Raw genomic sequence first — 19919 nt, forward strand, 5'->3', positions numbered from 1 at the left:
ATATTATTTCACATCTAATATTATTAATTTAATGATACTAGAAATATACTTACCAGATAATACGTAATATCTGGTAAGTATATTAAATAAGAAAATGGCCGCTTATAGCGACCATTTGATATTAAAAATACGAGTTAAGGGGTATGAATCGCGCCATCAGGAAGGCGACTTTGAGTCCACTCGTGGGGGCGATACATAACAGGGAACTCGGCTGCAACCTCTCGGTCGATTTCAACACCAATACCTGCGATTTCAGAAGCGTATAAGTAGCCATTAATTGGCTCTGCAGCGTTCGGGAATACCTTGTGTGTATTCTCGTTGTACTCGACATGTTCTTGAATGGCAGCATTGTGTAAATGCACATTCAAATGCGTGTTTACCGCTGCGCCAATTGGCGTCATATCTGGCGGGCAATGCCATGCAATACGAACACCGAAGTTCTGACATAGATGGCCGAGTTTCAGAGCTGGGGTAATACCACCAATCTGTGAAACATGGCAACGAATGAAATCAATGCGGCGGTTAGCAATCAATGATTTCCACTCTTCAGGGTTATTAAATAACTCCCCTAAACCTAATGAAACTGAGCTCTGGCTGCGAATATTATCCAACCATTCCGTTTGATTTGGCGGCAGAATATCTTCAATGAAATACGGCTTATATTGCTCGACTTCCTTCGCAAATTGTATCGCTTGGTTCGGGAATAGGCGCTCATGAACATCATGAAGAATATGGAATTGGTTACCATATTTCTCTCTCAGCGACTTAAACATCGTTAGAGTATTGTCCATGTACTGATCTTGGTCGTAGTACGAACCTTCAGTCGGGTTTTGAGTGGTATGCAAATCCGTTGGAACGCCGCCATAGAAACCAAGCTGACAACGAATGTGCTTGTAGCCTTTGTCTAGGAAAGATTCCACCAGCTCATAAATCCCTTCCATCGTGTCGCTCGTCGCGTGTGTGTATACAGGAATAGCATCACGAGACTTACCACCAAATAACTGGTGTAACGGCATACCCGCCAATTTGGCTTTAATATCCCACAGTGCCATATCAACACCGGAAATTGCATTATTGATAACAGGGCCATTTCGCCAATAAGCGTTGACCATCATCATTTGCCATAAGTCTTCAATATTATTGGCGTTTTTACCAATAAGAATAGGTTTTAAATATTCATCGACCATTGTTTTTACAGCAAGCGGTCTTTGTTGGAATGTCGCACAACCAAACCCTGTCACGCCTTCATTCGTTTCAACTACCACGGTAATGAGGTTGTGTCTGTCTGGTTTAGTAATAATACAATGGATATCAGATATAATAGTTTCTTTCACAATTAAATAACCTAAACTTAAGTCAACTCCTATTATCTAACCGCTTTAAAAACCACATTTCAAGCGCTAATTTTGCGTAAAAATAATTGGTACGTTAAGTGATTTTTTTTGATAACCAAAACATACCAATTGGCCAAAAACGGTGAAAAAATAATTGTTCGGATTTTAAGTGTGATTGAGATCTCTTTTTACTCCGTTGGATTTAAATTGGTTGTCGTTATGATTGCTCGAGTTAAATATATTCCAATAACAGGTGTAGTATGCAAATGGTAGAAAAAAGTGATGCCGTTATTAATAACTCGAAGTCATCATCGAAGAAGAAAAATTTCAAAGAAAATATACAGTTATTAATCACTGCACTTGGTGGTGAAGACAATATCGTGAGTATCACGCACTGTATGACAAGGCTGAGATTCAAATTAGCAGACGAGTCGCTGGTAGACGAAGAAGCAATCAAGCAGATCGCAGATGTGAAAGGTGTGGTACTTCAACAAGGCCAAACTCAAGTCATCATCGGTGTTGAGGTCGAGAAGTGGTTCAACGCGCTATCAAACACTCAACAAGCTGACGCAGCTCCTGCTGATGAGCTAGAGAAAGGCAAGCTGTTCCAAGGCGTGATGCGTATTGTCGCAGGCATCTTTGGTCCGGTTGTACCCGCAATCGCTGGCGCGGGTATGTTGATGGGCCTGTTGTCTGGTCTTATTGCAACCAATGTTATCTCTGAAACCTCAGACACAGTTTATTTCTTCCGCTCGATCTCTGTTGCTGTGTTCTTCTTCTTACCTATGCTGGTTTCTTTCTCTGCTGCTAAGGTATTCAAAGTAAACGAATACATTGCGCTTGCTGTCTCTTCAGCAATGCTAGCGCCTCTGCTTGTTGATAAAGCAACAATGCTAAAAGACGCAGGCGCTGCACCTGAGCTGACGGTTCTTGGCGTGGTTCCTATTGAGCTGCTCAACTACGGCGGCGCGATTGTTCCTGCGATTCTAGCAATCTGGTTATTGTCTAAAGTGACTCCGTTAGTTGACCGCCTAGTTCCTTCTTCTGCGAAGCCTGTATTTACACCACTGCTTGCCTTTACGGTAACTTCGACCATCACGCTATCATTTGTTGGCCCTGCTGGTATCTGGCTAAGTAATGGCGCAGGTTGGGTGATGAGCTCACTACTGGAAATCTCTCCGACGTTAACAGGCTTTGTGTTTGGTCTAACTCGCCCGATCACCATCGTATTTGGTATCCACCACAGCATGACGCCAATCAGCCTGAACAACTTTGCACTGTATGGTAAGGATCTACTTATGCCAATCATGTGTTTGGGTAACATGGCAATTGCTGGCGCGACAATGGCTATCTGGCACAAGCAACGTAAAACGGTTTCTAAAGAGCAATCTTCAATCACAATGGGCTCAAGTGTTACCGCTATCTTAGGCATCACGGAACCGGCTCTATTTGGTGTACTCACGAAATACACCAAAGCGATGATGACCGCGAGCTTGGCTGCAGGCGTGTTCGGTGCTATCTCGGTAACAATCGATACGCACTTAACAAGCTACATTCTTTCTTCTGTATTCAGCTTGCCAGCTTACCTTGCAGGCGGTACGCAAAACTTCATTCAAGCACTGATGGGCGTGGTGGGTGTATTTGCACTGTCTTTCGTCCTAACGATGTTGTTCGTAAAACTAGACAACAAGTAATCGGCTAGTCTCACTCCCGTAAGATTAGAATCGAAAAAGCATGACCATATCTCATTATGGTCATGCTTTCCTCAATACGAACAAACCCAACCTTTCCTTTCTAAGGCTATATTATGACCCACATCGCAATCATCGGTGAGTGCATGATTGAACTGAATGGGGCTCCATTTGGCGACATGCATCAAAGCTATGGTGGAGACACATTAAACGCGGCAATCTACTTGAACCGCAGCGCTGCGGTTAGCAACCCCATGAACTGCAATAACACTGCGAATCCAGCGATGCGAACTAGCTATGTCTCGGCGCTTGGCTCTGACGCTATCAGCCAAGAGATGCTTAACCGATGGCAAGATGAAGGACTATCAACCGAATTCGTGCTTATTGACGAGCAGCGTTCACCCGGGCTCTATCTCATTCAACTCGACGATGTTGGTGAGCGCACCTTCCTATACTGGCGCAACGATTCGGCGGCTCGCTACATGGTACAGCACCCCGATTTCGATAAGATAGCCAACCAACTTCACGATGTTGATATGGTGTTTCTGAGTGGTATTTCCCTCGCGATATTGCCACACAGCGATCAGTTAAAGTTACTCACTATCATCGAAGGCCTACGTGAACATGGCGTTACCATCGCCTTTGATAGTAACTATCGACCAAAGTTGTGGAGCTCAGAGGCCGCAACTAAAGAATGCTATCTATTAGGCTATAAAACGACCGATATAGCCCTAGTCACATTCGATGATGAACAACTGTTGTGGACGCCACAAGACACCATAACAAGGCTGCATACGCTCGGTGTCAAAACCGTTGTTGTCAAGCTTGGTGCTGAAGGCTGCTTGATCAGCGAAAACCCCGCAAATGAGCCAGTAAAAATCACAACGACACCTGTCGAGACTGTGGTTGATAGCACCTCTGCTGGCGACTCTTTTAACGGCGGTTTCTTATCTTGCTATCTCGCTGGAGGTTCTATTGAAGAAGCCTGCCATCAAGGTAATGCATTAGCCAGATTGGTGATTCAACATCACGGCGCAATCATCCCAAAATCCATCACCGACACTCTTTCAAACTGATATTAAGAAGTACACATGTCTACAATTAACGAACAGCTAAACGCACTTAAAGTTATCCCTGTTATCGCCATTGATAACGCAGAGGATATTATCCCTCTAGGCAAAGTATTGGCTGAGAATGGGCTTCCCGCCGCTGAAATTACGTTCCGTTCAGACGCCGCTGTTGAAGCTATCCGACTGCTTCGAGAAGCTCAGCCTGACATGCTGATCGGCGCGGGCACCATCTTGAACCGTGAGCAAGCACTCGCAGCAAAAGAAGCGGGCGCAACGTTTGTGGTTTCACCGGGCTTTAATCCGAACACAGTTAAAGCATGCCAAGAGATCGGCATCGATATCATTCCAGGTGTGAACAATCCAAGCACCGTTGAAGCGGCATTAGAGATGGGCTTAACAACCTTGAAGTTCTTCCCAGCAGAAGCATCTGGTGGGATCAGCATGGTTAAATCGCTCGTTGGCCCATACGGCGATATTCGACTCATGCCTACAGGCGGCATTACGCCATCAAACATCGATAACTACTTAGCAGTGCCTCAAGTATTAGCCTGCGGTGGTACATGGATGGTCGACAAGAAGCTGGTTGAAAACGGTAAGTGGGACGAGATCGCGCGCCTAACACGCGAGGTTGTTGAGCAAGTGAATCGCTAGTCGAAAGCTAGTCGAAAACGTTCTAGAAAGGACAAACTCCCTTGATTCCATAGCAACAAAGCCACAGCACATGCTGTGGCTTTTGTTTTCGCTGCTAACTCTAATGAGTCGGTTAATTGAGCAACCAATAACTCACTGGGTTATCAGGACATTGATAAGGCCCACACTCAGTAAACGTAGCAATGGCATTGAGCGCAACCACAACGATTGCCAGTAAGCACGCAATACGCCCTAGATTGCTCATTTTGTATGGTTCTTGAGTCTCTGTCTTATTCGTTAGTATCAAGATCACAGCAACCGCAAAGATAGTGGCCGTGAACAAAACAAAAGCCCACGTATAGTAATGCATCCCGAGGATGGGGCTACCATAACCCGGAGTTCCGGGAATCACATGTAATGAGACCTGTCTTAGGGAGGTTGCAACACCATATAAAGCACCAATTAGGACGATGCCATAGTGGCGAGATTGAGGCCCATAAACCACATTCAACATGAAGCCAAACACCACCATCACAAAGCCAATACGTTGTAATAAGCATAACGGACAAGGCAACTCATTAAGAACAAACTGAAGAATAAAGCCGATCAACAAAACGGCTGTCATACCCAGCAAGCCTAGTGTATTCAAGAGAGTTAACTGATTTCGATTCATGCTAACTCCTTACAATAAGATCGATAGTGGGTCGGTGGCATGATGGTTAAACCAATACAAACCTAGGATCACTGAGCTAGCAAAAAAGCCATAAGCAGCGGTCTTCTTATCGAAAAACGCGCATAGCATCGCCACAAGTAACAACAAAAACAGTAAAGACATCATAAGAGGAATTTCCTTTCTATTTATTCTGTTCAGTCAGACTAAACGTCATAATGAATATCCACACCGATGCTCTTAATCATTCAACTTCGGTAAATCGATGGATTACGAATTGAAAATCATCAACTTAATAGTTGTTAGTAAGATCCAAGCGGTCAAGTTTGGAGCCTCGTACTTAATGCTCACAAATACGTTGAGGCAACTAATGAACCGATGATGCGCATTAATGTTGATGGGCAGGTAAGGTTGGCGAATCTGTGAATGAAGTTAGGCTTAGGAGATATCAAGAGGCTATTTTTACTGCTCCATAAAGCAAAAAACCCAGCGAAAAATCGCTAGGTTTCAAATATAAAAAATGAGGTAATACAAGTTTACTTCAGCGGGTCATTGTCCGGCAGTGCCTTATGAAGCCAGAGTGCTAAACGCTTCTTGATGTTCGCGCCATCAAGCTTATCGTCCGGTAACGGTGTGATCTGATTGACTTCAACAAGGAACAAGTACACCGCTTTAACCTTTATCGGTTGGGATGAATTTGGCAAATCAAAACCTTGTAGCTTAGCCATCTTAAAACCGACTTCAACTGCTTTTTTTACCAGCTTATCTTCATTAATGATCTTCGCGGTTTTCGACATATCATCTCCATCATCTTTATCGAATGAATATTGAGTATATCAAACCGAAAAATTCACAAGATTACTTCGCTCTCAATTTGAGGAGTCACTTTGATAAATAACATAAAACGAATAACAGGCTCTAGGATGACTCTAATTCGCTTGATAGTTACGCCACCAATACCTGTACGCAAACGGTCTCTTAACAGAACACTCAATAAATGAGATCTTAAGTCAAAAAACAAAAATTCGAATAATATTTGACTTAGCATTCCAAAGAATACGGAATATTATGATGTTCATTTTGAAAGTTAAAATTCAATAAAAGATCAATAAACTGCTGTTATTTAACTGGTTTAATACTAATTCGACTTAGATCATATTTACAACCAATTGTAACCAATTGTTATTTACAAAATACTCACTAAGAAAATAGAATAAAACCACTAATTTTATACTGGTGTTGAAAATGCGTTACCTCTGGGCTTCATTCTGTCATAAAAATCCAATTCCGGGTCGAATTGTTCATATCCTTGTTATGTTGATAGCGCTAGCTTCTATCACAATTCCATTGATTTCAAAAGACGCCACAACCATCTTAACTTCACTGTGTGCTGCTCTAGTCTGTTTCGTCGTTTTTGTCTTCTTTGCGCTCGCCGACAAAATGCGCTCAGGCATGCATTAATCAACCAATCAGTTCTCTATCACCAAGCATTCTCTTTTTAAAAATTCATTATAAAATGCTGGTTACCAAATACGGAAAAGCCCAAAGTTATTAGCTTTGGGCTTTTCTTCTATAGCGAATTCTTACATATTCCAAATAGCCTGTAGTTAGAAATTACAGCTATCAATCAGGCATCACCACAATACCCATGGTTTCAAGCAGTTGCTCTTGCTGCCAAGCAACGATTTTAATCCCCGATGTGTCTACCTTGCGAGGATCTAACCCTTCTAATTCAGCATGGCATAAATTAGCACCTTGCATACTGAATTGCCCCCATACATCTTCCGAGAACACACCTCGGCTGAGATCAGACTCTTTCAGTGACGCACCGCCAAGGTAAGTGCCTATCCAACGGTTCTCAAACAGCTCACACTTCTCTAAACAAGCTTGTTCAAAATTGGCGTATGACAGATTACAGCCCGTAATATACGCAGAGCAAAAGTACATTCTATTGCTTACCTGATTGGCAAAATTCGCACGAGTAAAGTTCGCCCCTTTCAGGTCACAATCACGTAACTCAATACCATAGCAATTCGTATTACTAAAATTCGCCATCGCCAACTGACAGTTCTGAAAACTTGCATCACGCAAATCTGCAACATCGAAGTGGCATCCCTCAATATAGCCTTGTTCGATAAACTTACAGTTAATAAACGTTGCATCACGTAAGTTCGAACGTCTGAAATCACAACGGATAAACGTACAGGCTGTAAATGTAAGCTCTGATAAGTCTTGCTGAGCAAAATTGTGGTGATGATAAGTGCTGTTATTGGTGTCCATTTAGCCCCCTAAAGAAATTAAGCTAAGACTACCATTGCGATCTTAAGAAAACACCAAATTAAAAACGAACAAAAACAGCAACTTAAAACACCCAAATTTAGCCATTTTAAGGCACCAAACAGGCCCTTTAAGGTTGTTATTTTCGATTTATAGGATGTGCTTATCTTGAAAAAAGTTTTGTCGCTTAGAAGTACCAATAAGAGAAAAAGTTACTTTGACGAAACGAGTCAATTATTGACCGCGTCCTAACGCGCTAGACTGGACGGTTGGTATGTTGCTCGTTACACTATTCCTCATTCTCAGCATAAAGAGTAAGAACAATGAAAGACATGCGACAAGCTATGCTCGATGCAGGATTTAGCCTTATTAATGAACACGGGTTTGCTGGTGTTGGCCTGATGAAGATCATCAACCAAGCGGAAGGCACGAAGGGTTCTTTTTACCACTACTTTAAATCCAAAGAGCACTTTGGTGAGATCCTTCTTACTAACTACTTTGATGAGCATCTCGCTAAGCTGGATGACTTTTTAAGTGATGAATCGCTTTCTCGTCGTGATCGCGTTAAAGCCTATTTCGAGTTTTGGTGTGCATCGAAACTGACTGAAGACTTCAATATCCAATGTCTTGTCGTAAAACTGGCGGGAGAAGTAGCTGGATCTGAAAACCCGTTGCAATCGACCATGGCTGAAGGCGCGGAAAAGATCATCCTGCGTATGGCGAAGCTGTTTGAAGAAGGCAATGAGGCCGGTGATTTCACTATCGCAGAGCCAGAATCGCTATCTCGAACGCTTTATGGTTTATGGCTTGGCTCAACGCTCATGGCCGCCATGCAGCGTAACCGTTCGATTCTAAACAATGCCATGGATGAGACCATTCTTGCCATGATCTCGGCACAAGAATCGGCTGACTAAATACCCCCGTAACCAGAAGCCAAATACCAAATACCAAATACCAAAAGGCTCGCACAATTTAGTGAGCCTTTTATCTAACTTTAAATCTTGATTGAATCCATTCACGCCTACTCCATTACCCCAGACGAGACGCAATATTATTGGCTTTGAGTAAACCCTTAATAACCGGGTCGACATGCTTGAAGAAGCTCAGCCAACCTTCACAGAGATAATTTAACCCCGCTTCACCATCTCGGCTTGTGATGATACGGTTTTTGGGGCATTCGCCATGACATGCAAATTTAAACTCACAGGCTTGGCATTGTTTCGGCAGAGACTTTTGTTTGGCGAACCCAAAACGCTGCTGCTTTGGCGAAAAGGCTAAAGTTGAAAGTGCTTGTTCCTGAATATTACCCAGCTGAAATTCAGGAAAGACATAATGATCACATGAGTACACATCGCCATTGGGCTCAACTGCTAACCCTTTGCCGCAGATCTCACTCAAGGTACACATGGTGCTTTCTCTGCCCATCCATACGCCGACAAAATTTTCAAAGTACGGCACTAATACCCGACCAAAATCATGCTCGAACCATTCGTCAAAAATGGTAGTGAGGAACTCTCCCCATTGCGCAGAGCCGACACTCCACGGTTCAACCTCACCTGATACAGGAATGATCGCTTGTTGGTTGCTCAACCATTTATTGTTGGTATGAGCTTCGCGCTTATCGACGACAGGAATAAACTGCAATTGCTTCGAACCCACTTCATCGCGTAGAAAGCGATAGACCTCTAATGGATACTTACCTGTCACATCATTCACGCAGCTTAGAGTCGCGAACTCGACGTTATGTTGTTTCAAGTAGCGAATGCCACGCATTGTTTGAGAAAAAGTGCCTTTGCCTGCACGGTTAGTTCGGTAGTGATTATGTAGGTGCTCTGGTCCATCAATACTCACGCCAATGATAAAGTCATTGTTCTTGAAGAACTCACACCACGCATCATTCAGTAAGATGCCGTTGGTTTGAAGGTCATTGCTGATCTTACTGTAGCTAGGACAATATTTTTTCTGCAGCTCGACGACCTTTTGAAAGTACTCAAGCCCCAACAAAGTAGGCTCTCCACCATGCCAAGAAAAGATGATTTCAGGCGTGTTCTGCCCCTCTATGTACTGTTTGATATAACGCTCTAACAGGACTTCATCCATCGTATATTGAGAGCCTTTTGGGTATTCAAGCAGCTGCTGTTTTTCTAAGTAATAGCAGTAGGTGAAGCTGATATTACACACCGCCCCAATCGGTTTTGCTAGCGCTTGAAGCTTGCTGTGTGCTTTGCCATTGAACTGTGGAATTGAACTCAAGTTTGATAGCGATAATGTCGTCATGAAGAGTGCCTCGATGTAAAAGTTATTGTATTAGCCAAAACAATTCGTAATTCCTTTACACGGTGTTCATCGACCAACCAAGCTTAATGGCATTAGGTTGGCCGAGTGGTTCATTTCCTCTATTTCACGTTTTCAAACGGATTCCACGCTTCGTCAACCGGGACGATGTTTTGCGCTTTTTCGTACTCTTGATATTCAGCGACCATTTCAAGGAACAGATCTGGCATTTGATTTCTCAAGTCATGTTGCTCAGCAGGGTCTTTCTTGGTGTTGTATAAGTGCCATTCACTGTCACCGCCCATACCGGTAGAGATTCGAATGATCTTGTAATCACCTTTTAGCAAAATCCCGCTACCAAACAATTCAAATGGAATCGCATTATCGGCACTGTGCACCTCTGCCGTTTCACCTTTGAAGTAAGGCAACAAGCTCACACCACTCATCGGCGCGACTTCTCGACCTTGATATTCCGTTCCTGGATGCTCTACCTCTGCAATTTCAAGAATCGTGGCTGCAATGTCTTTCACTTGTGATAAGTCGTCTGTTTGAGTTCCCGGTTGCAACGCATCTTCACCTTCTAAAAGCGCTTTGGCTGGCTTAACGATAAACGGCACACGGATGCCGCCCTCTGCTGTGTAAGCTTTGTACCAAGATAGGCCGCCGGTTGAAGCGCTTGCCCACTCAGGACCAAGTGACACACTGGAGTTCGCCTTACCTAAGTTTTCGGTCGAATTATCGAAATGATGAGCGGTCCACGTTCGGATCAGGTCACTGATGTTTTCACCGGTAATATCCGCCGCTTCTGGGCCGTTATCCGCTAGATACATGATGTAGGTATTATCGTATTCCCCGATTTCTTTCAGATAATCGACTATCTGACCGACTTGTTGGTCCTGCATCTCCATCATGCCCATTGCGACAGCCATTTTCTTGCCGTACCACTTTTGTTCTTTCTCAGAAAGCGAGTCCCAAGGGCGGCTTAATGAATTACGTCCTGAGATATCAGCCTCTTTAGGAATCACGCCCATCTCTTTCATGCGTTGGAAACGATCTTCTCGAACCGAGTCCCAACCATGTTCAACGTAGTAATCGACTTTATCTTGATAGGCAGACTCAGGCGCTTGCAGTGGCAGGTGAATACCGGTGAATGGGACGTAAGCGAAGAAAGGCTTGCCGTCGTCTTTTTTGCTGTCGATCATCTTGATGATCTCGTTGGTGTAAACTTGGTCTGAGTATTCGCCTTTGTATTTATCCTCAACCACTTCACCGTTGCGGTAAGTTGGCTCAACTTCAACACCGGGAATATCGCCTTTTTGCAGCGCATCCGCTGTCGCAGCGTTTTTGGCTGGGAACATCATATCTCGGTTAAAGTGATTCGAACCGCCCGCTAAAATACCGTAGATCATACGGTAAGAATCCATCCTCGTGCCCCAAATGCCATTTACCAGAGAGGTAAGTGTTATAGCCGCTCTCTTCAAGCAACGTGGCGACCGTAACCCCTTTCTTGGTGAGGTAACCTTCATAACCCGGCTTACCAATAGCGCCCGGATAGACGGCATAATCAAAGGTGCCTAGCCCAACCTCGTGACTGTTTGCTCCGGTTAGCATCATAGAGCGCGTTACCGATGAGGTTGGTGACGCGTGAAAGTTAGTAAACTTAACCCCCTCTTCAGCCAGCGCCATCAGGTTTGGGGTATCCGCTTCTGATCCATAAGGCTGTGTATCGGCAAAGCCCACATCATCGCCAACAATAACAACAATATTCGGCTTTTCTGATTCAGCCGCAAGAGCAGCACTGCTTGCCGCGGCCATTGCAGTGAAGACTAACGATTTCTTGAATGTCTGCATAAGACGTTCTCCAATTTCTGTGATTAACTTTTTCAGTAATTAACTTTTCTGCGAATAACTTTTTCTGTGATTAACCTGAGTTAAGATTTGAATTAATGCGCGGCTTGCGACATCCAATGTAATAAGTCGAGCGCAGGGTCATACTCTTGAGCTCCAGCCATAGAACCACTCATAATCGTTGATACACACGTTGTATAAGAAGATGCCAACGAACATCGACTTCTCAAATGCGCTGTAAATCATCGTCGAGGTTCGCAACGATTTGTACTTCGCCGAGAACATCAACAACACACCAATACAGCCAACCATCACACCCCAGTGTTGATAAGTACCGAGCAAGTACTCTTTGTTTTCCATCATGGTATCGTTGTACGAGAACAGCGTCTGCATACTCCAATCTGGCGCTAGGAAAGTGGAAAATGCCGTCGCTGTTAAGAAACCTGTAATCATCAAATACGATTTGATCGTACGTTCAAAAAAACGTTCCAACATAAAAGTAACCTCTTAAAATAATTTCGTGAAAATAACTTTTTGAAAAATAAACAGTGTCATACCAACAGTGATTTACTGGCCAAGCATGCCCATCACTGCGGTTTTTAATTCGTTGTCTTCTTTTGAAAACAGATGCTTAACGCGGTGATCTAAACCTGTTTCCAACACAGTTTTAGCGTGAGAGAAAGTGATAAACCCTTCTTTACCGTGATAATTGCCCTGGCCTGATTCGCCAATGCCACCAAACGGCGCGTCATCAACCGCTAAATGGAAAACACAGTCATTAATACACATGCCACCGGAGTGAACTTGGTGCTTAACCTGAGCCTGTAAACTCAAATCAAAGCTCATCAGGTAGAGTGCTAACGGCCTTGGTTTGCTATTGATGACTTGGAACGCCTCTTCGACATTGCGATACGTAATCAAAGGTAATAATGGGCCGAAAATTTCTTCGTTCATCACTTTGGATGACAGGCTTGGTTCAACGATCAAATGTGTCACCAATCGATGAGTATCTAGGTCCATCGCTTCGTCATGGCAAGCAACGATTCGTGTCCCAGCTTGCTGCTCTTCATTCAACAGACCAACAATACGCTCACATTGGCGAGGGTTAATGAGCGAGGTTAAACCCTCAGAGTAGATCCCGTCATCAAACAGCTGTTGGTATTGTTTTTTGTACTCCAGAATGAAGGCTTCGAGCTTATCTTCAGGGAGTAGCACGTAATCTGGAGCGACACATACTTGGCCGTTGTTTAAGCTTTTACCATAAATAATTCGCTCTACCGCAATATCGATCGGCATGTCTTCTGCCACGATAACCGGCGACTTTCCACCCAGCTCTAGCGTGACTGGGGTTAGCGTATCAGCCGCTGACTTCATCACTTGGCGACCCACTTGGGTTGACCCTGTAAACAGAAGATGATCAAACGGCAACGCCGAAAATGCGGCTGCGATTTCTACCTCACCTTCAACCAAGCACACCTCATCGGCATGGAAAACTTCCGCCAATAGCGCTGTTAATACTTGGTTCGTCGCTGGGGTAAATTCGCTCATCTTGATCATGGCGCGATTTCCCGCAGCCAGCGCCGAAATAAGTGGGCCGACGGATAACATGATCGGGAAATTCCACGGAGCAATAATCCCGACGACGCCTTTGGGTTGATAAACCACTTCAACACGAGAGGTTGAAAGCAATGGGCCGGAATGACGAATCGAAGATGTCGACCAATGAGGTAAACACTCAATGCTGTGATCAATATTTCCGATACAAGGCAATATGTCAGCCATCAAAGTGTCTTGTCGGCTGCGGTGACCATAGTCCTCACTCACGGCTACACACAAACGATCTGTGTAATCGATTAGCGCAGATTTAAGTGCGAGCAGCTGCTCAATTCTCTCCGATATCGCTGGCATCGGTTTCTGTGCAAAAGCTCGCTGCATGCTGTTCAACGTCATGGTCATTTGTGTTGGCGTCAATTCGTGTTTCATACATCACCTCGTGGTTAAGATGAACACACAACAATACACAACAGACCGGTCGGTCTAGCGTTTTATTGTCAAAGAATCGTCAATGGAGTTTTGATTACAATCCAATGAGGCGGCTACAAACGGGGCAAAAAGTCAGGGGAATTTAAAATAAGAAAGCGTAACTAACACACAGGGTAAATAGAGATTTTAAATGGCAGGATCAAAAATGGCCGCTTAGTGCGACCATTTGACAATTATTTAAGTTGTTGTTCTAAATAAACAATTTATAAACAAGGTTAGCTCTTGGCTACGTTTGCAATGCCTTCAAGTTGAAGTACTGGAGCGGCGTCGATGTCTTCTGCGTTCATCATTGATGATACTCGCTGCATTGAAGAAAGCAGTAAGCTTTGCTCCCACGGCTCTAGGTTTTGGAATTTTTTAACGAAGTTATCTTGCAGCGGTGGTGGCGCATTGTTTAGCAACTCTTGACCTTTTTCAGTCAGGTTTGCGTGTACTTTGCGGCGATCTGACGAGCTGCGAACACGTTGTACATAGCCGTTCAGTTCCAAGCGATCGATGATCGTGGTTGTGGTGGCTTGGCTTACATTGGTGTGATTAGACAATTCTTTGATCGTCACATTACCCATTTCTTGGATTGCTCTCATTAAGATTAATTGAGGGCCAGTCAAACCATACTCTTTACTCAGCTTTTTCGAGTGTAAATCGATAGCGCGAATAATTTGGCGAATAGCGACCAGGATTTCGTCATGTTTGTCCAAGATGCAGACCTTTGTACTAATATACTGTGAATGGTTTTACAGCGTCGAAGCGATGATATGTCCTGATTATTTACGTCAGGTGAGCTCGAATTACACTGTAAATTGATAAATTACTTCATTGATTTTTCCGCATTGTACTGATGTTCATACTATTCTCAATCTTTTCTATACCACTAAACTTGCGTGGTACGGCACTTTTACTTAATGAAGGGGAAATGAAAGCTTCAATGAAGTCAAAAATAGTGGGTCAGAGAATACAAGTTCAAACAATAATATATTTTAATAATCATAGAGGTAGAGAGACTTAACCCTCTCCACCTAATAAAAAACCAGCCCTAATCGCCAAGCTGGAAAACGAAATTTTACGCGGCTGTATTCATCTGAAAGTTACCCGTTAGCGCGTTGTAAAACTCGCTGTTATCCAAAATCCCTACCAATTGATTATTTTCAACCAACAGAATTGGGTGGTTACTGATCTGCTTAAGCTTAATCGCATCACGCATACCAATCTCTGGGCTTGTCACTACCACACTAGACGCGTTAATCGCGGTTAGGTCGTCAGACTCGCTCCACTCAACAAGCGCCAAGGTAGATTCACCTTTCACCGATAAATCACCTTCATTCTGTTCAATCCAGAGATCTTTAGAATCGCAGATCTTCCAGCTTTCATTCTCTTGCGTCAGTGAATCAAGAGGCTGCATTAAAGAACGACCTTTAAGCACATTCAATGGATTGGTGTGAGCAACGAAGTCTTTTACGTATTCGGTTTTTGGCGTCAGTACGATCTCTTCAGGCTTACCGTGTTGAATCAGTTTGCCTGACTCCATGATCGCAATGTTATTACCAATCTTCAGCGCTTCGTCTAAATCATGACTCACGAACAAAATCGTTTTGTTAAGCTTGTTTTGCAATAAAATTAGCTCATCTTGCAACTGCGCACGAATCAGCGGATCAAGCGCTGAAAACGGTTCATCCATAAGAAGAATGTCGGTATCCATCGCAAAGGCACGCGCTAGACCAACACGTTGCTGCATACCGCCAGAAAGCTCATGTGGAAATTTGGTTTCCCATTCCGCTAGGCCGACCATTTCTAATTGTTCACGCGCTTTTGCACGACGAACATCTTTGGCGACACCTTGCATTTCTAGACCAAACGCCACGTTATCTAATACGTTTAACCAAGGCATTAAGGCAAATTTTTGGAACACCATAGAAACGCGGTGAGTACGAAGATGACGCAAGGTCGCTTCGTCGCACTGTTCACCTAAATCAACCAGCTTGTCTCCATCTTTGATCGCTAATGAGCCACGGCTGATCTCATTCAAACCGTTAACTGCACGCAGCAAAGATGATTTACCAGAACCAGACAAACCCATCAATACACAAATCTCGCCTTCTTCCACCGTCAGCGACACATTGTCTACGCCGACAACTTGACCAGTTTCATCAATGATCTCTTGGCGAGTTTTACCTTGGTCGAGTAGCTCAAGCGCTTGTTTCGATTTATTACCAAACACAACATCGAGATTCTTAATGGTAATCGCGTCCATTGTCTTTTTTTCCTGAGAGTTAGACATGATTAAGCTTCCTTCTGGTTTGGTGTTTTGCACAAGCGATCAAGAATGATAGCGACTAATACAATCGCCAACCCGGCTTCAAAACCTTGTGAGATGTTCACTGTGTTCAATGCACGAACAACAGGTTTACCAAGTCCGTCAGCTCCGACAAGGGCGGCGATAACCACCATCGAAAGCGACAACATAATACATTGAGTTACACCCGCCATAATGCTTGGTAAAGCCGCCGGTAATTCCACTTTCATCAGCAATTTCATGCGGCTTGCACCAAACGCTTTACCCGCTTCAATCAACTCTTCAGGCACTTTGGTGACACCTAAGTAGGTCAAACGAATTGGCGCGGCAATGGCAAATATGATGGTCGAGATTAAGCCAGGAACGATGCCCAAACCGAATAAAACCAGAGTTGGAATCAGATAAACGAAAGTTGGGACTGTCTGCATCAAATCAAGAATTGGACGCAAAACTGTATAGAGCCAAGGACGGTGAGCAGCCATGATGCCAACCGGTACGCCAATTAATACGGAAATCGTTGTCGCTGCAAACACGAGGACAAAGGTTTCCAGCATTTCTTGCCAGTAGCCAAGGTTTAAAATAGTCAGCAAAGCTGCAACCACGAAAATCACAAGCGAGGGTTTACGGTGTAAATACCATGCAATCGCCGCGGTCATCACGATTGGTAAAGCCGGTGGCATCCACTTAAATACATCGACTAAAAACATAATGACGGTTTCTAGAAAAATCGAAATAGCGTCAAAGAGTCCTGCTGCATTGATTGTTAGCCAATCAACACCCGCTTCCATCCATTGACCAACAGGGATTTTGTTTTCCGTAATAAAATTCACAATATTGCCTTTTATTATGGGTGGGCTACTTCAAACCAATAGACAATTGGCAAGCCCACCTTTTTTATTTATAGAGCTTTGATAAATAGAACGATAGGTAGGTAAAACTAAGCTTTAACTTGTTTTAGGTATTCAGTAACCGCTTGAGTCGCTGATTCACCTTTATGCGTTTTTACGTTGTCTAACCAAGCTTCAACTTGTTGAGGGTTATTGTTCAACCATTGTTGAGCCGCTTTTTCTGGCTTCACTTTTTGGTTAAGAATCTCTTCCATCAACTGGTTTTCCATCTCTAGTGTGAACTCTAGGTTTTGCAGAAGTTGACCGACGTTTGCACATTCAGACAGGTAGTTTGAACGAACATTGGTGTAAACATTCGCGCCGCCGTAGTTAGGGCCGAAGAAGTCGTCACCACCTGATAGGTATTCCATCTCAACATTGCTGTTCATTGGGTGCGGCGCCCAACCTAGATAAACGATCCACTGGCTACGACGAGCAGCGCGAGATACTTGCGACACCATGCCCGCTTCGCTTGATTCCACTAGGCTGAAATCTTTCAAGCCAAACGCGTCTGAATCAATCATTGATTGTATTAGGCGGTTACCGTCGTTACCCGGCTCGATGCCATAGATGCGGTCTTTAAATTTGTCGGCATGTTTTGCTAGGTCGGCGAAGCTTTTTACACCTGAGTCGTACACGTATTTTGGTACGGCTAGCGTGTATTTTGCGCCTTCAAGGTTGGCACGAACGGTTTCAACCGTGCCCTCTTCACGGTACTTAGCAATATCGCCTTCCATGGTTGGCATCCAGTTGCCTAGGAATACGTCAATATCGCCGTTCGCCATTGAAGAGTATGTCACCGGTACTGAAAGTAGGTCGGTTTTGGTTTTGTAACCAAGGCCTTTTAATAGTTCAGAAGTAACGGCGGTTGTTGCGGTAATGTCAGTCCAGCCTACATCAGCGAAGCGGACGTTTTCACATTGCTGTGGTTCAATAGAAGCGTTAGCACCAAATGCAAATGAACTGATGGCTAATGTTGCTAATACCTTTTTTGTAGCGGTTTGTTTATGTTGAGTCGTCATAATGATTCCTTTTTATCTTTCCTTTTTCTGCCCTAACTCATACTAATCAGGGCAGTTTTGCTGACTTTTGACTAATTTTGGTTGTTACTTTTTATTATTTTTATCTCAATAACAGAGGCTTACGCTTCTCTTACTGGTTTATTGATTCTTTGCTTCTCTTGCCATTCAGGTGCAATCCACACTGGAACGTCCTGCTCTTTGAGCATTGGCTTACCCAAAATCAAATCGGAAGCACGCTCAGCCACCATAATGGTCGGGGCGTTAAGGTTGCCGTTTGGAATAACAGGGAAAACAGACGAATCGACAACGCGTAAATTATCAATGCCGCGAACGCGACACTCTTCATCAAGCACTGCCATTGGATCATCATCAGCGCCCATTTTGCAGCCACATGAAGGGTGGTACGCACTTTCCACGTTCTGTTTAACCCATTCGTCGATTGCTTCATCGGAAGTAACACTTAGACCCGGCTGAATCTCTTCACCTCGGTAAGCATCCATTGCTGGTTGAGACAAAATCTCACGCGTTAGACGAATACAATCGCGCCAATCTTGGCGGTCTTGCTCAGTCGAGATGTAGTTGAAAATGATCTCTGGCTTGGCATGCGGATCAGCAGAAGTGATCGCAACCGTACCGCGACTTTCTGGCTTATTAGGCCCAACGTGTACTTGGAAACCGTGACCATCAAAGGCCGCTTGTCCGTCGTAACGCATCGCTGCTGGCAGGAAGTGATATTGAATGTTTGGCCACTTCAATCCTTTACGAGAGCGAATGAACGCACACGATTCAAAGTGGTTAGTAGCACCCAGACCTTTGCGAGTCAGAATCCATTCCGCGCCAATCATGCCTTTGCTCACCAAGCCAAGCTTGCTGTTGAGTGTGATCGGTTCGTTGCAGTGATATTGGAAGTACACTTCTAGGTGATCTTGAAGGTTTTCACCGACACCGCTTAGTTCGTGTTTAACTTCAACGCCGGCCTTTTCAAGCACGGCTTTCGGGCCGATACCAGAAAGCTGCAGCAGTTGAACCGAGCCAATAGAACCCGCAGAAGAGATCACTTCTTTGTTCGCCACAGCCACCTGGGTATTGCCTGACTTTTCAAACTCGACACCAACCGCTTTCAAGCCTGATTGACCTTCTAAGTCTTGTGCTTCAAGTAAGAAACGACGCGCCACGATACCTTTCTTCAAGGTCAGGTTTGAACGCTTCAATGCTCGACGTAAATAAGCGTTAGAGGTTGAGGCTCTAACACCCTTGTCTACCGTCATATGCATAGTGCCGAAGCCTTCTTGCTGGTAGCCGTTGTAATCGTTGGTTTCTGGGTAACCAGCGTCTTTACCTGCATCGATGAATGCTTGGTAAAGCGGGTTAAGCTCCATATCGTTACCATTACAAGTGCCGACAGGGCCATTGTCACCACGGTATTCATCACCGCCTTTGTTCCATGATTCAGCACGGCGGAAGTAAGGCAAGCAAGATTGGTAATTCCAACCGGCTGCGCCCTCTTCTTCCCATTGGTCAAAGTCACAAGCGTGGCCACGAACGTAAACCATGCCGTTGATCGATGAGCTGCCACCCAACACCTTGCCGCGTGGACAATGCAGTTCACGTCCATCAAGGCCCGGTTCTTGTTGAGTCTCGAATTGCCAAGCGTACTTTTCAGTATTCATCGGGTAAGAAAGCGCAGTCGGCATTTGGATAAAAATGCTCTTATCCGTACCACCCGCTTCCAATAATAAAACGCTATGTTCACCGCTTTCCGTTAGCCTATCCGCTAACACACAGCCGGCCGAACCCGCGCCGACGATAATATAATCGTAGCGTTGTTCCATGTTTTGATTTCCCTGAGATGAGTCAGTAGGGCTAGCTCTGTTAAGCTAACC

The 19919-nt window shown here is 44.3% G+C and carries 17 protein-coding genes and 3 pseudogenes; 5 read left to right on the forward strand and 15 right to left on the reverse strand.

From position 1 onward, the window contains the following. Positions 1–134: 134 nt before the first annotated feature. On the reverse strand, positions 135–1334 hold the full coding sequence (locus AB4133_RS18345) for an enolase C-terminal domain-like protein (protein WP_004732372.1): 1200 nt from the start codon (positions 1332–1334) through the stop codon (positions 135–137). 260 nt (positions 1335–1594) lie between these two features. Here AB4133_RS18345 and AB4133_RS18350 point away from each other — a divergent pair, with 260 nt between their 5' ends. The 3 genes from AB4133_RS18350 to AB4133_RS18360 all read left to right on the forward strand — a co-directional run bounded on the left by AB4133_RS18350 (position 1595) and on the right by AB4133_RS18360 (position 4746). After that, positions 1595–3028, forward strand: a complete 1434-nt coding sequence (locus tag AB4133_RS18350; protein WP_372225259.1) for a PTS transporter subunit EIIC — start codon at positions 1595–1597, stop codon at positions 3026–3028. Between the two features lie 113 nt (positions 3029–3141). After that, positions 3142–4101 (forward strand): sugar kinase, encoded by a 960-nt coding sequence (locus AB4133_RS18355; RefSeq protein ID WP_372225260.1) that lies wholly within the window; start codon positions 3142–3144, stop codon positions 4099–4101. 15 nt (positions 4102–4116) lie between these two features. After that, positions 4117–4746, forward strand: coding sequence for a bifunctional 4-hydroxy-2-oxoglutarate aldolase/2-dehydro-3-deoxy-phosphogluconate aldolase (locus tag AB4133_RS18360; RefSeq protein WP_017072482.1), 630 nt, complete (start codon positions 4117–4119; stop codon positions 4744–4746). Positions 4747–4858: 112 nt separating this feature from the next. Here AB4133_RS18360 and AB4133_RS18365 read toward each other — a convergent pair whose 3' ends face one another. The 3 genes from AB4133_RS18365 to AB4133_RS18375 form a co-directional block, all read right to left on the reverse strand. Beyond that, on the reverse strand, positions 4859–5398 hold the full coding sequence (locus AB4133_RS18365; RefSeq protein ID WP_372130868.1) for a disulfide bond formation protein B: 540 nt from the start codon (positions 5396–5398) through the stop codon (positions 4859–4861). A 9-nt stretch (positions 5399–5407) separates the two neighbouring features. Then, the gene (locus AB4133_RS18370) at positions 5408–5563 is read right to left on the reverse strand and encodes a DUF5993 family protein (RefSeq protein ID WP_017061085.1); all 156 of its coding nucleotides are present in this window, start codon (positions 5561–5563) and stop codon (positions 5408–5410) included. A gap of 368 nt (positions 5564–5931) precedes the next feature. Then, on the reverse strand, positions 5932–6192 hold the full coding sequence (locus tag AB4133_RS18375; protein WP_017061084.1) for a DUF5062 family protein: 261 nt from the start codon (positions 6190–6192) through the stop codon (positions 5932–5934). Positions 6193–6640: 448 nt separating this feature from the next. Between AB4133_RS18375 and AB4133_RS18380 the strand changes: the two genes are divergently transcribed. Continuing rightward, positions 6641–6856: a hypothetical protein gene (locus AB4133_RS18380; protein ID WP_029235681.1), complete on the forward strand. Its 216-nt coding sequence runs from the start codon at positions 6641–6643 to the stop codon at positions 6854–6856. Between the two features lie 162 nt (positions 6857–7018). Here the strand turns inward: AB4133_RS18380 and AB4133_RS18385 are convergent, their stop codons facing one another. Then, on the reverse strand, positions 7019–7675 hold the full coding sequence (locus AB4133_RS18385; protein WP_372225263.1) for a Qnr family pentapeptide repeat protein: 657 nt from the start codon (positions 7673–7675) through the stop codon (positions 7019–7021). Between the two features lie 320 nt (positions 7676–7995). On the opposite strand from AB4133_RS18385, the gene AB4133_RS18390 reads away from it, so the two are divergent. Beyond that, positions 7996–8586 (forward strand): TetR/AcrR family transcriptional regulator, encoded by a 591-nt coding sequence (locus AB4133_RS18390; protein WP_372225265.1) that lies wholly within the window; start codon positions 7996–7998, stop codon positions 8584–8586. 115 nt (positions 8587–8701) lie between these two features. On the opposite strand, the gene AB4133_RS18395 is transcribed toward AB4133_RS18390, so the two are convergent. The 10 genes and pseudogenes from AB4133_RS18395 to betA all read right to left on the reverse strand — a co-directional run bounded on the left by AB4133_RS18395 (position 8702) and on the right by betA (position 19868). Further along, the gene (locus AB4133_RS18395; RefSeq protein WP_372225267.1) at positions 8702–9949 is read right to left on the reverse strand and encodes an anaerobic sulfatase maturase; all 1248 of its coding nucleotides are present in this window, start codon (positions 9947–9949) and stop codon (positions 8702–8704) included. 119 nt (positions 9950–10068) lie between these two features. After that, positions 10069–11797: pseudogene (locus AB4133_RS18400) on the reverse strand (arylsulfatase). 92 nt (positions 11798–11889) lie between these two features. After that, positions 11890–11958 (reverse strand): annotated as a pseudogene (locus AB4133_RS18405) (sel1 repeat family protein); the annotation flags it as partial. Further along, positions 11948–12289: pseudogene (locus tag AB4133_RS18410) on the reverse strand (hypothetical protein); the annotation flags it as partial. The pseudogenes AB4133_RS18410 and AB4133_RS18405, both read right to left, overlap by 11 nt. Before the next feature lie 72 nt (positions 12290–12361). Next, a complete protein-coding gene (locus AB4133_RS18415) occupies positions 12362–13777 on the reverse strand; it encodes a coniferyl aldehyde dehydrogenase (protein ID WP_372225269.1) in 1416 nt (471 codons plus the stop codon). A gap of 275 nt (positions 13778–14052) precedes the next feature. Continuing rightward, positions 14053–14535 carry a MarR family winged helix-turn-helix transcriptional regulator gene (locus AB4133_RS18420; RefSeq protein ID WP_017061075.1) on the reverse strand — a complete coding sequence of 161 codons (483 nt, stop codon included), beginning with the start codon at positions 14533–14535 and terminating at the stop codon, positions 14053–14055. A gap of 362 nt (positions 14536–14897) precedes the next feature. Then, positions 14898–16112 (reverse strand): choline ABC transporter ATP-binding protein, encoded by a 1215-nt coding sequence (choV, locus tag AB4133_RS18425; RefSeq protein WP_372225271.1) that lies wholly within the window; start codon positions 16110–16112, stop codon positions 14898–14900. A gap of 2 nt (positions 16113–16114) precedes the next feature. Continuing rightward, positions 16115–16957 carry a choline ABC transporter permease subunit gene (gene choW / locus AB4133_RS18430; protein WP_102333552.1) on the reverse strand — a complete coding sequence of 281 codons (843 nt, stop codon included), beginning with the start codon at positions 16955–16957 and terminating at the stop codon, positions 16115–16117. Between the two features lie 107 nt (positions 16958–17064). Continuing rightward, the gene (locus AB4133_RS18435; protein WP_017070132.1) at positions 17065–18036 is read right to left on the reverse strand and encodes a choline ABC transporter substrate-binding protein; all 972 of its coding nucleotides are present in this window, start codon (positions 18034–18036) and stop codon (positions 17065–17067) included. A 119-nt stretch (positions 18037–18155) separates the two neighbouring features. Further along, positions 18156–19868, reverse strand: coding sequence for a choline dehydrogenase (gene betA / locus AB4133_RS18440; RefSeq protein ID WP_372225273.1), 1713 nt, complete (start codon positions 19866–19868; stop codon positions 18156–18158). Positions 19869–19919: the final 51 nt, after the last annotated feature.

This window comes from Vibrio sp. 10N.286.52.F8 (assembly GCF_041468745.1).
GTDB classification, from domain to species: domain Bacteria; phylum Pseudomonadota; class Gammaproteobacteria; order Enterobacterales; family Vibrionaceae; genus Vibrio; species Vibrio crassostreae_C.

Excerpts from the sequence above, each read along its gene's own strand:
- AB4133_RS18350 (WP_372225259.1), top strand. The coding sequence starts at position 1,595 with ATGCAAATGGTAGAAAAAAGTGATGCCGTTATTAATAACTCGAAGTCA.
- AB4133_RS18355 (WP_372225260.1), top strand. The coding sequence starts at position 3,142 with ATGACCCACATCGCAATCATCGGTGAGTGCATGATTGAACTGAATGGG.
- AB4133_RS18360 (WP_017072482.1), top strand. The coding sequence starts at position 4,117 with ATGTCTACAATTAACGAACAGCTAAACGCACTTAAAGTTATCCCTGTT.
- AB4133_RS18365 (WP_372130868.1), bottom strand. The coding sequence starts at position 5,398 with ATGAATCGAAATCAGTTAACTCTCTTGAATACACTAGGCTTGCTGGGT.
- AB4133_RS18370 (WP_017061085.1), bottom strand. The coding sequence starts at position 5,563 with ATGATGTCTTTACTGTTTTTGTTGTTACTTGTGGCGATGCTATGCGCG.
- AB4133_RS18375 (WP_017061084.1), bottom strand. The coding sequence starts at position 6,192 with ATGTCGAAAACCGCGAAGATCATTAATGAAGATAAGCTGGTAAAAAAA.
- AB4133_RS18380 (WP_029235681.1), top strand. The coding sequence starts at position 6,641 with ATGCGTTACCTCTGGGCTTCATTCTGTCATAAAAATCCAATTCCGGGT.
- AB4133_RS18385 (WP_372225263.1), bottom strand. The coding sequence starts at position 7,675 with ATGGACACCAATAACAGCACTTATCATCACCACAATTTTGCTCAGCAA.
- AB4133_RS18390 (WP_372225265.1), top strand. The coding sequence starts at position 7,996 with ATGAAAGACATGCGACAAGCTATGCTCGATGCAGGATTTAGCCTTATT.
- AB4133_RS18395 (WP_372225267.1), bottom strand. The coding sequence starts at position 9,949 with ATGACGACATTATCGCTATCAAACTTGAGTTCAATTCCACAGTTCAAT.
- AB4133_RS18415 (WP_372225269.1), bottom strand. The coding sequence starts at position 13,777 with ATGAAACACGAATTGACGCCAACACAAATGACCATGACGTTGAACAGC.
- choV (WP_372225271.1), bottom strand. The coding sequence starts at position 16,112 with ATGTCTAACTCTCAGGAAAAAAAGACAATGGACGCGATTACCATTAAG.
- AB4133_RS18435 (WP_017070132.1), bottom strand. The coding sequence starts at position 18,036 with ATGACGACTCAACATAAACAAACCGCTACAAAAAAGGTATTAGCAACA.
- betA (WP_372225273.1), bottom strand. The coding sequence starts at position 19,868 with ATGGAACAACGCTACGATTATATTATCGTCGGCGCGGGTTCGGCCGGC.